12 protein-coding genes and 1 pseudogene are annotated in these 10,337 nt (G+C 26.9%); 2 read left to right on the top strand and 11 right to left on the bottom strand.

The genetic code is table 11. From position 1 onward, the window contains the following. The 6 genes and pseudogenes from RWN11_RS05825 to RWN11_RS05800 form a co-directional block, all read right to left on the bottom strand. Positions 1–497 (bottom strand): annotated as a pseudogene (locus RWN11_RS05825) (site-specific DNA-methyltransferase); the annotation flags it as partial. Positions 498–518: 21 nt separating this feature from the next. Continuing rightward, positions 519–1,184: a DUF4391 domain-containing protein gene (locus RWN11_RS05820; protein ID WP_314160828.1), complete on the bottom strand. Its 666-nt coding sequence runs from the start codon at positions 1,182–1,184 to the stop codon at positions 519–521. Positions 1,185–1,323: 139 nt separating this feature from the next. After that, on the bottom strand, positions 1,324–1,521 hold the full coding sequence (locus tag RWN11_RS05815) for a type II toxin-antitoxin system RelB/DinJ family antitoxin (protein WP_314160827.1): 198 nt from the start codon (positions 1,519–1,521) through the stop codon (positions 1,324–1,326). A 187-nt stretch (positions 1,522–1,708) separates the two neighbouring features. After that, positions 1,709–2,989: a hypothetical protein gene (locus tag RWN11_RS05810; RefSeq protein WP_314160826.1), complete on the bottom strand. Its 1,281-nt coding sequence runs from the start codon at positions 2,987–2,989 to the stop codon at positions 1,709–1,711. A gap of 338 nt (positions 2,990–3,327) precedes the next feature. Then, the gene (locus RWN11_RS05805) at positions 3,328–3,813 is read right to left on the bottom strand and encodes a GNAT family N-acetyltransferase (RefSeq protein ID WP_314160825.1); all 486 of its coding nucleotides are present in this window, start codon (positions 3,811–3,813) and stop codon (positions 3,328–3,330) included. 109 nt (positions 3,814–3,922) lie between these two features. Continuing rightward, positions 3,923–4,417, bottom strand: a complete 495-nt coding sequence (locus RWN11_RS05800) for a hypothetical protein (protein WP_314160824.1) — start codon at positions 4,415–4,417, stop codon at positions 3,923–3,925. 188 nt (positions 4,418–4,605) lie between these two features. Between RWN11_RS05800 and RWN11_RS05795 the strand changes: the two genes are divergently transcribed. Next, positions 4,606–5,100: a type II toxin-antitoxin system RelB/DinJ family antitoxin gene (locus RWN11_RS05795; RefSeq protein WP_314160823.1), complete on the top strand. Its 495-nt coding sequence runs from the start codon at positions 4,606–4,608 to the stop codon at positions 5,098–5,100. 113 nt (positions 5,101–5,213) lie between these two features. On the opposite strand, the gene RWN11_RS05790 is transcribed toward RWN11_RS05795, so the two are convergent. Then, a complete protein-coding gene (locus RWN11_RS05790; protein WP_314160822.1) occupies positions 5,214–6,410 on the bottom strand; it encodes an ATP-binding protein in 1,197 nt (398 codons plus the stop codon). Positions 6,411–6,693: 283 nt separating this feature from the next. Here RWN11_RS05790 and RWN11_RS05785 point away from each other — a divergent pair, with 283 nt between their 5' ends. Continuing rightward, positions 6,694–7,683 (top strand): alpha/beta hydrolase, encoded by a 990-nt coding sequence (locus tag RWN11_RS05785; protein ID WP_314160821.1) that lies wholly within the window; start codon positions 6,694–6,696, stop codon positions 7,681–7,683. Between the two features lie 149 nt (positions 7,684–7,832). Here RWN11_RS05785 and RWN11_RS05780 read toward each other — a convergent pair whose 3' ends face one another. The 4 genes from RWN11_RS05780 to RWN11_RS05765 form a co-directional block, all read right to left on the bottom strand. After that, entirely contained in the window at positions 7,833–8,288 is a 456-nt protein-coding gene (locus tag RWN11_RS05780; protein WP_314160820.1) for a type II toxin-antitoxin system HicB family antitoxin, read from the bottom strand. 28 nt (positions 8,289–8,316) lie between these two features. Beyond that, positions 8,317–8,502, bottom strand: coding sequence for a type II toxin-antitoxin system HicA family toxin (locus RWN11_RS05775; RefSeq protein WP_204644245.1), 186 nt, complete (start codon positions 8,500–8,502; stop codon positions 8,317–8,319). A gap of 428 nt (positions 8,503–8,930) precedes the next feature. Then, positions 8,931–10,007: a Fic family protein gene (locus RWN11_RS05770; RefSeq protein ID WP_314160819.1), complete on the bottom strand. Its 1,077-nt coding sequence runs from the start codon at positions 10,005–10,007 to the stop codon at positions 8,931–8,933. A 244-nt stretch (positions 10,008–10,251) separates the two neighbouring features. Beyond that, positions 10,252–10,337, bottom strand: an 86-nt coding sequence (locus tag RWN11_RS05765; protein ID WP_314160829.1) for a hypothetical protein, incomplete at its 5' end; no start/stop codon positions are given.

Below are 10,337 nucleotides of genomic sequence, written 5' to 3'. Positions count from 1 at the left end.
GTATTTTTAAACATACGATTTCCTTCTTCGTCATATTCTCCACTCTCTTCAGCATATTCTTCATTACTTACTTTGAAATCATCGTTGTATATGAAATCGTTACCAGTATTGTAAGGCGGATCTATGTATATCATTTTTACTTTTCCCAAGTAACTTTCTTGAAGAAGTTTTAATACTTCAAGATTATCTCCCTCAATATATAAATTCTCCGTATTATCCCAATCTACACTTTCTTCTGGGGCTGGACGAAGAGTTTTTCTTATAGGTTTGTTAGCTTCAACTATCGACTCTTTTTTCCCTACCCATGTGAATTCATACGCTTCTTCACCGTCGACTATATCTTCTGATAGCATTTGTTTTAACATTTTAAAATTTACTGATTTTTTTAATTGTCCATTCTCATCTCTTGATTCCGTTATACAGTTAGGAAATAAAGCTTCTATTTTTTCTATATTTTGAGAAGTTAAATTTAACGACTCCATTCTCATTTTTTCCATCATTTTACCTCTTAAAAATTTTTATTTTAATATTTTACTTACTTTATTCTTTAATTTTTTTAGTTCAGCATTTAATTCGATTTGTCTATTAAATTGTTTTTCATTTTTTACTTTTTTAGATAGATTATTAACTTGTTTTTGTATTTTTTCATATTCTATACTACTTAATACTTTCTCTTTTAATGTATCACCTAAGAATTTATCTAATTCATTATTAGAAATACTATTTAACAGATTTTCATACATATTGTCTAAGTTAATACCAGATAAATTTAACAAATCTTCATCTTCACTTACCCAATCTGAATGAAATATTTTGTGTATATTAATCGTTCTAGCTTCTCTATTAATTTCTTTATAACTTATTGAATATTTTTTCTTGTTATTATATTCAAATACAAATAAAATATGATATAGTATATTTTCATCAATAATATATAAAACCGAATCATCAATTTCATAATCATGAAGTTCTACTCTAAATACTTCTATTTCCTCTACTAAACTACCTTTTGCTATATTCATAGTCGTATGATCTATTTTATTTTCCCATGTTATTGACTTAATTTGCTTCACAAAATAATTTTTAGTTTTACTTGGAATAGATGTATGTGTATATAAATCTTTATAAAACTTTTGTTTAGGTAAAAATCTATTAAATTCTGTACTTTTAGGTAATCCTAACATTTTTTCACCTCTTTAATTTATAATTAAGAAAATAAATTCACTCAAAATAATTTTATCCTGAAACTTGAATATCTTAACTTAATAACTCCACTCTTCATTCCCTCTCTACATTAATGGCTTTCCCTCATGTATAATTTTTTTATTTCTTTTTATCTAAAGAAGCATCATTCTTTATTTCAAGTGGGAATGGAATGCCATTGTGCATAATAATTTGTCTATAAAATAAATCTATCGCAGTTGCCCTTGTTAAACCTAATTTTTTAAGTATTGCTTCCGCTTCTACTTTAATATTTTCTTGTATTCTTACATTTACAGTTGCTGTCTTTATACTAGTCATAACCAACACCTCCGCGCGTCTCTTTTTATTATACACTTATGTATCTCCATTAGCAATACAAATGAGGTACAATTTAATTTTTATTAACCATTATATAAAAGCTACATTCATATTTTAATACATGGAACTTACAAAACAACTTTTTAACAGGATATAACTAATAATTTACTTAATATAAATAAAATACTTATTCAGCATTTCCTTTGTTTTTTAATATCTCTTTGCTATATATTTCTGAACTATTTCCTAAATTTTTAATTAATTCATTAATATGATTAGTTGGAATATTTAATCTAGGTTTGGCATTTTTAAAAATCTCAGATATATCTCCTAAGTTGGCAATAATTTTGTTAATATTACTACTAACAGGAGAAGTTAACTCCAGATTATAATTACTTGTATGATTATTCATATTATTTATAATTTGACTATACTGTTTAATCATCTCTTCTTGCCTTTTTCTAAATTCTATAAATTCCTTTTGCTTATCTGATATTATTAAATCGCTAAATCCCATATTTATGTTTTTTATGTTTTCAGATAATTGACTAAAAATTCCATTAGTTTCTATAGCATTTAAAAGTGCATCTCTGAATGAAGTATGAACAGCTGTTAAATTTGTATTTTCTTTATATTTTTCTTCGTTTATATTTATAATTTCTTTCTCTAATGCCTTAGTCATTTTTTTTAATAGTTTTTTAATAGAGTTAAACTCACTATATGAAAAATCTTTATTATGCATTACTTTATTTCTACTTGATCGAATTATTTCTAAATCCTCTTTCACAAGTTTAATATTATAATTATAAAATATCCTATCCCATAAAGATTTTTTAACAGATTTTTCTAAAATTCCTTTAATACTATTAATATTTGGATTTTGTTTTTTTATTTCAACTTTACACTCTTCTATTATTTTTTCATTACTCCATTCTTCCCTTTCAGTAAATAAATAATTAATATAATCATAGAATGAGAACTCTTCTAACGCATTCTCTATATACTGTTTTTGATTAATCCCTTTCTCTTTGTGTGATTTTTCAATTTCTTTACTAATGGTTTTCTCCACCCATTTACCTTCATACGCTTGAATAACTGTCAAATATATAAACTCACGAAGAGCTCTTTCAAATTTAGAGACAATTATTGATACTTTATCACAAAAATATCTTGATGAGTCATCATATATTGTGATAATTCTATAATTTTTCCTATGTTCTCCTTTTTTTATAGCATTTTTAATATCTTCAATTAGTATTGCGTTTTCTAGATTATTTCCACTTTTAGTAGTAGATATACTAAAAACAATATTATTACTTTCTTGAGCTTTTACTATATCGAACTTATAATTTATATCCTTATAAAAAAATTCATTATTCTTGATTTCAAATACACTACTAAAATCACTCTTTAATTCTTCAATATCTATATTTTTATTTTTGTGTAAAAATAATAATTTTAAAATCATTTTATTCCTCTTTATATATTACTATTAATTGCTCCAAATCAATAATTATTATATTTAAATTAATTTATTATAATATTACAATTTAACTAGTACAATTTTATCTACTAATAAAACAAAAAATAACCATCTTTACTTTAAACGGGAAAGATAATTATTTTTTATAAATAAATTTATCAGCATTGCCGTTACAAAACAGAAATCTCTTTTTTATTAATATTTACTTTTTATTTTTTCAATACTTCAATCACTGTCTTTTATTTTCTATCTTAATCTAACTATTCTATATCTTAATTATTAGAGCCAGAATTATAATATTATAACTAAAAAAATAACTATTTCTAATATAATTCTAAAATAGCTACTATTTCTTCTCCGTCTTTTTCATCGGTTTCTACAAAACCAACTGACTTATATAGCTCTCGTGCTACATTATTATCACTTTCATAAGATAGCCAGCAATATTTTGCTGTTCCAGAAGGAAAGGTATTAATAAATTCTAAAGCTAAATCCATTGCTTTTTTTCCATATCCTTCCCCTTGGAATTTTTTATCTATCATAAGACGCCATATATTATAATTCCCTTTAGCAATCTTAGGTGCACCTTCATCATCTGAATTCACATCAAAACCTATCATTAGAAAACCAATAGGTGTATCTTCTTTATAAATACCAAATGTAAATACATCATTATTCTCGGTAATTGCTATATACGCTTCTATGATACTAATATTATTTGTAGCTACAAAACTTTTCTGATTATCAAAAACCTCTAATTTCAGAATCTCCCCTATATTGTTTCTATTAATCTTTTTCAATTTAAACATAATCTATTCTCCATTGATTTTTTGATTCTAAATGTGAAGTTTATTTTTATGATTATAAAATAATTTCATAATATTTATATCGTATTTCACAGTATCCATACCAAACTTCCTACTTAATAAACTTCGTTATTTTACCTTCTTTTTTGTATGTTTCTACTGCTTTTGCTACTCTCTCGAAGTCACGTCTTAAGCTATAAGAATAGATATCTCTAAATAGTCTATATCCTAGTTTTTCATTTACTTCGAATGCTAGTGTGTATAGTTCGTATGTTTCCATTGAATCGAAGTTTTCGTGTGCTTTTACTACATCTACTAATATGTCGTCACAATGTTCGACTAATGCTTTTTCTAGTCTATCATTTAAGAATTTTGATTTATCTAGAGTATATTTAAACATTTCTCTTGATGTAGTAGAAAAGTCTGCTACTAAACTTTCTTTATCTAGTTTATCATACAGTTCATATCCTAACTGTTCATTTACATCTTTTGCGATTTCTACCAATCTTTCATCTGATACTGGGTCTAAACTATATGCTGCGTTATTAACTTCAGATAATGCGTTGTAGTTTTCTTCTATCGCTTTTTGTAATAATTCTAATTTCATAAAAAATCCTCTCAATCCTAATTTTCTTACATTCTATTATAACATATTTACTAATAATTCTTATATCTCTTTATAACTTTTCTTTATTCTTGTATATATCCTTGAATTTAACTTTTTCGTATAAAGTTCTCTTAAAAAATCTGTAATTCTACGTTAAAATTAATGTATTAACTAAGGAAAGTTTAAAAATGAGTGAATCGAAAATTGTTTTAACCATTGATGATGAATTAAAAAATGAGGCTGAGGATTTATTCTTTAGCCTTGGATTAAATTTAGAAACTGCCATTAGCATGTTCCTTACAAAAGCTGTTAATGAAGGTGGAATACCTTTTGAAGTAAAACAAACAAAATTCGTTGAGAGTCCTGATTTTATCTCTAGTCACTTCACTATTAAATCAGCTGTATATGAGATTAATGAATACATTAAAGATAGATTTAACGAAGAACCTTCATTTTATCTAGCATGTGAAAATAGAGGTCTTACAGATGATGAAGCTAGTAAATTATTCATTCTATTTTCTAATAATACTGAGGAGATTGATCAAGAAGAGTTCACAGAAAAAAATATTGATAATCTAGTAGATCTATCAACAATAGCCTTCCCAGCATTAAGACGACTATCAGATGAACAACTATGTGATATCGTGAATGCATATATCACAAACTACTATTTAATTAGATAGTAATAAGTGACTAGTAAATTTTTAAAAGGATATCCAAAATAAAAACTCAAAATTCCACAACTGAATTTTGAGTTTTATTTTTTATTTACACTTTAATTCAAAAATTTTAGATATTATTCTTCCTCAATTAACCAATCGACAATATATTTAATTTCTATACCATCAATATGGTCTGTTCCTTCATATCGACCTGTAATTACTATTTTTTTATAATTATCTTTTATCATTAATAAATTATCAGTTTCATGTGAATTATTTGGAATTTGATATGCTACTTGATAGTATTCAATTACCCCATCTCTTTTAGCGATAAAGTCTATTTCTTTATCATCTAATCTAACTATATCAACTTTATATCCTCGTCTCAGAAGTTCTAAATATACGATATTTTCTAATCGATTTCCTAAATTACCATCTTTATGACTAACCGCATGGTTTCTAAGTCCATTATCGGCTATGAAATACTTAGAATTTTGTTTTAAATACCCTTTACCTCTAATATCATACGGCTTAGCTTCATAAAATAGATAGGCATCTTGTAATAATTCTAGATATCTATTTACTGTATGATTAGATATTGATAATTTTTCTTGTTTTAGCATATTTGATATTTTTGTAGGATTTATTAATTGACCTACATTATCAGCTAAAAATGCAACCACTCTCTTTAAAACTAACGTGTCTTTCACAGATCCTCTTATTGCTATATCGTTTAATAATATCGAATCATAAATTCCTGATAAAATAGTTGTCTTTATGGCTTCAGGTGACAATACAACTCCTGGAAATCCTCCATATTTTTCATAATCTTTATACGCAGAATCTACAATTCTAGAATTAATGTCAATGTTATTTACTTCTAAATACTCTCTAAATGAAAATGGATATATTTCTATTTCTACATATCTTCCACTAAGTAAGGTAGCTAATTCACCTGATAACAGTTTTGCATTTGATCCAGTTATTACTATATCTATATCAAAACTAACTCTTAAACCATTAATTACTTTTTGCCAACCATCAACAAATTGAACTTCATCTATTAATAAATATACTTTTTTTCCGTTATTTGGTAACAACTCTTTTAGAATCTCTGAGAATTCTTCAGAACTTTTTATATGTTGATACTCAAATGCTTCTAGATTTATATAAATTACATTTTCTTTATTTATTCCTTGTTCATATAAATAATTACTATATTGTTTTAATAAGACCGATTTCCCTGAACGCCTAACTCCAGTGATAACTTTTATAAAATCTGTATCTTTGAACGAAATTAGTTTACTTAAATAATTATCTCTTATATACATTTTTTTCTCCTTTCGTTAAATTGATTATCATATTACCATTATCATACCATATTTCTTCATTAATTGGAAGTAGACTTCCAACTTTTACCTTTTTTACCTTAAATTGGAAGTAGACTTCCAACTTTCATCTTTTTTACCTATAATTGGAAGTTCACTTCCAACTTTCCTTTTTTCTTTATTCCTTTTCTTCAGATTTTTATTTTTACAATCACTTTATTTTCTGATAAACTATAATTGTAAATAAATAAAATACTTACATTTATGTAAATAAGAGGAGATTAAAATGGGAAAATTTAATAAAAAAGTTGTTTCAGTAGCTTCAATTGCCGCAACATTACCTGCATTGGTGGGTAGCTATGCAGGGTATCAAAAATTACGTTATAAACGTAGTGCTAAAGCTGGTTTAATCGAGTTATATCTTGGTAACAAATATAAGAAACTAAGAGATATAGATGAAACTAAAAGACTAGAAAAACAAAAAGAAGATAAGAACGAAGAAACTGTAAATGTATATGAATTCGATACTAAATCTAAATTCTATACTAGAATTGTTTCTGATAGACAGGTATGGCATTTAAACAGTTTTAATAATTCTAATTCTACTATTTTCTATATTCATGGTGGTTCTTACGTTCATGAATTTGTAGATATTCAATGGGAGATGGCTGATAAAATTGCTCAAGAAGCTGATGCTGAGGTTATTATTCCTGATTACGGACTAGCTCCATTCTATACTTATAAAGACAGCTATGAACTACTAACAAAATTATATACAGACTATGTTGCTGAGCATCCAGATAAAGATATCTATATTATGGGAGATAGTGCTGGTGGGGGGTTAGCTCTAGGATTAGTTCAAGACTTTGTTCAAAATAATATTACTCTGCCTAAAGGTCTTATTTTACTAAGTCCATGGGTTGATTTAACTATGTCGAATCCTGATATTAAGAAATATATCAAAAAAGATCCTCTACTACATGTCGATACTTTACTAGCTGACGCTAAATCTTGGGCTGGTGATGCAGACTTATCAGATTGGAAGGTTTCTCCATTGTATGGTGATATGAGAGGTTTACCTCAGGTACTTCTATTCTCTGGTACACGTGAACTTTTATATCCTGATGCAGGACTTTTAGCAAATAAACTAAAAGAAGCAAGTGTAGAAACCACTTTTGTTGTCGGGGAAAATTTAAACCACGTATACCCTGCTTTTCCAATCCCTGAAGCAACAAAGGCTATTTCTAAAATTGTTGAGTTTGTGAAGAGTAAATAATTAAAATTAAATATAAAAAAGATGTACTCAAAATTATGATTAAATAATCTATTTTTGGGTACATCTTTATTTAGTATTATTCTCAACATTTAAAACTATTTTTTAAATTTAAAATATAAAATATTTCAAGAATTAGAATCGCATATTTTCTATTTATACTTAATAGTTTCTTCTGCTATAGCATTCGTTAATAATTGTGAAAAATTAATATTGTATTTTACTGCAACATCATTAGCCCATTTAGGAATAGACAATGTCTTTTTAATTAGCGTGCTACTATCTAAATATTCTCTCAAATCTACAACAACCATTGATACAAAGGATTTATTAAGAACATAATAATCCTTCATCTCAAGATCATCTTTAAAAGGAAAATCATCTTCTATTGACAACTTATTTATATTACTTGACTTAGGTAATCTTTCTCCATCTTCCAAATAATCACTAAGAGCTAATCCTAAATAATCTGATGCCATACTCATTGATTCTGCTATACCTATCCCCTGTGTTCCACTTCCTTTTAAATCTGGAAAATAAACATTATAAATCTCTTTTTCTTCACTTTCTTTATTAAAATAAAAAATTGCTGGATAACTTACTAACATTATATCACCTCATTAATTCGGAGCTGGATTATAATAATCCAGCATCCTTTAATATACCCTTCTCTGTGAATTTATTCAATTCACCTTTCGGGATAATGATAGGTCTCTTCTGTCCAGGTTTGTTCATTTTTATATGAGATCCCTTTCCGCCTTTACATAACGTAAAACCGTACTTTTTCAACAGCTTAACCATCTCTTCTTGTGTCATCGGCATAATATTTAACCTCCTGACACTTTAACTATACTACGTATTTATACGTATGTCAATAATATTACTCCCATTTCTCAAAATATATTCTACATAAATTGAATATTTTCGATTTTCCACTTTTTCATCTGCGAATATTCACTTCCACTTCCAATATCCATTTTTTTTACTACCAAAGTCCACTTTTATTCCTTATTATCCACTTTTTTAAACATGAAAGTCCAGTTATATTCTCCATTGTCCACTTTTTTCATCTATGAATATCCAGTCTTACTCACCAATGTCCACTTTTTTCATCTACGAATGTCCAGTTTCATTCCTCAATGTCCACTTTTTAATGACAAATGTCCAGTTTCATAAATTAATATAAAAACTCAAAACAAAGATTTCCCCTTGTTTCGAGTTCGTATATTCTTATCATTTTGTGAATTCTATTAATTTAGCACTATTCTAAATTTATATTTTCCTTTTCCATAACCCTCTACTTTTTCAATAATTTCGTGCACTAGCATTTCTTTGATTATTTCTGATGCTCTTGATGTTTTTAGTTTTGTAACTTCCATCACTTCTTTTCTTCCAAATACAGAATCAAAATTGAATTTATCATAAAGGTTCTTAATATATTCCTTATTTTTATCAGAGAAGTTTTCTAGTTTATCGTTATAATTATATGTTGAAATCTCTCTATCTTCTTTTATCCAATTGATATGTAATTCTCTATTTTTTAATGGTGTACTTTCATCTAGTAGTAAATTTCCTAAAAATAACTCTACAAATTCAAATGTTGAATAGATTTCTTTCTTTAAATTTCTGTAGTTTGCTCTAACTAATGCATTTCTAAAATACCAAGAGTTAGCAGCGAATATATCATTTGTTACATCAAAACCTAATGTTCTTAGATATTTGATAAAAAATACAGCTGTTGTTCTTGTATTCCCTTCTTCAAAAACATGGATTTGCCATAGTCTTGAGATAAATTCTGATAAGTGTTTTATTATTTCATTCGTTGATAAGCCATTATACTGGAATTTTTTCTCTTGCTCAAGGTCATACTCTAGAGTTCTAACTAATTCACTTGCACTTCCGTATATTACTGTTTCTCCGTCTAAGACCCATTCTTTTTTTGTAATATTATAAGTTCTGATTGTCCCTGCATGTTTATATATTCCTTCAAATAACTTCCTATGAATAGCTAAATATTCCGTTGGGGAAAAGGTAAAAGCTTCTTCGGATAAGATTCTAGCTATTCGAACAGACACTTTATCAGCTTCTTCTACGCGACTTTCTTTATTTAGTTCTGGATTTTCTTCATAATATGAATGAAGCAGTATATCGGCTTCTTCTAGTGTTATTTCACCTTCTATGTTTCGCAATGCTGTATTAATTAAATATTGAGATGGAGTTAAACCATCAACTTCCTGCAAACCTATTGCTGTTTGCCATGCATAACCTTTTTCTCTCTTAGAAGGTTCTGATTGTATTAAATATTCTTTAAATGGATCTTCAGTCATTTCATTTTCCTCCCATAAGTTATTTTTCAATAATTACACATTAATAGATTTGATTTTAACATTATATAGTAAATGTATATTGTTTAACTCAAAAAATTATATTTCTTGTTTTATTTCCGTAATATTTATTATATATAACAATTATGTTCTTTGCAATACATAAGAGACTTTTCTACGTTTTAAACACAAAAAAACTCGAAACAAAGATTTCTCCTTGCTTCGAGTTCGTTTATTATTTTCGTTATTATCGTTTTGCGATTTCTTCTAATAACATCTTGTTGATCATTTGTGGGTTGGCTTGTCCTTTTGAGGCTTTCATGATTTGACCTA

The sequence above is a fragment of the uncultured Gemella sp. genome, from assembly GCF_963519265.1.
Classification (GTDB): Bacteria; Bacillota; Bacilli; order Staphylococcales; family Gemellaceae; genus Gemella.
The sequence above is the reverse complement of the archived record's forward strand: the minus strand, read 5'-3'. Positions and strand labels throughout refer to the sequence as shown.

Excerpts from the sequence above, each read along its gene's own strand:
- RWN11_RS05810 (WP_314160826.1), bottom strand. The coding sequence starts at position 2,989 with ATGATTTTAAAATTATTATTTTTACACAAAAATAAAAATATAGATATT.
- RWN11_RS05800 (WP_314160824.1), bottom strand. The coding sequence starts at position 4,417 with ATGAAATTAGAATTATTACAAAAAGCGATAGAAGAAAACTACAACGCA.
- RWN11_RS05785 (WP_314160821.1), top strand. The coding sequence starts at position 6,694 with ATGGGAAAATTTAATAAAAAAGTTGTTTCAGTAGCTTCAATTGCCGCA.
- RWN11_RS05795 (WP_314160823.1), top strand. The coding sequence starts at position 4,606 with ATGAGTGAATCGAAAATTGTTTTAACCATTGATGATGAATTAAAAAAT.
- RWN11_RS05770 (WP_314160819.1), bottom strand. The coding sequence starts at position 10,007 with ATGACTGAAGATCCATTTAAAGAATATTTAATACAATCAGAACCTTCT.
- RWN11_RS05790 (WP_314160822.1), bottom strand. The coding sequence starts at position 6,410 with ATGTATATAAGAGATAATTATTTAAGTAAACTAATTTCGTTCAAAGAT.
- RWN11_RS05775 (WP_204644245.1), bottom strand. The coding sequence starts at position 8,502 with ATGCCGATGACACAAGAAGAGATGGTTAAGCTGTTGAAAAAGTACGGT.
- RWN11_RS05780 (WP_314160820.1), bottom strand. The coding sequence starts at position 8,288 with ATGTTAGTAAGTTATCCAGCAATTTTTTATTTTAATAAAGAAAGTGAA.
- RWN11_RS05805 (WP_314160825.1), bottom strand. The coding sequence starts at position 3,813 with ATGTTTAAATTGAAAAAGATTAATAGAAACAATATAGGGGAGATTCTG.
- RWN11_RS05820 (WP_314160828.1), bottom strand. The coding sequence starts at position 1,184 with ATGTTAGGATTACCTAAAAGTACAGAATTTAATAGATTTTTACCTAAA.
- RWN11_RS05815 (WP_314160827.1), bottom strand. The coding sequence starts at position 1,521 with ATGACTAGTATAAAGACAGCAACTGTAAATGTAAGAATACAAGAAAAT.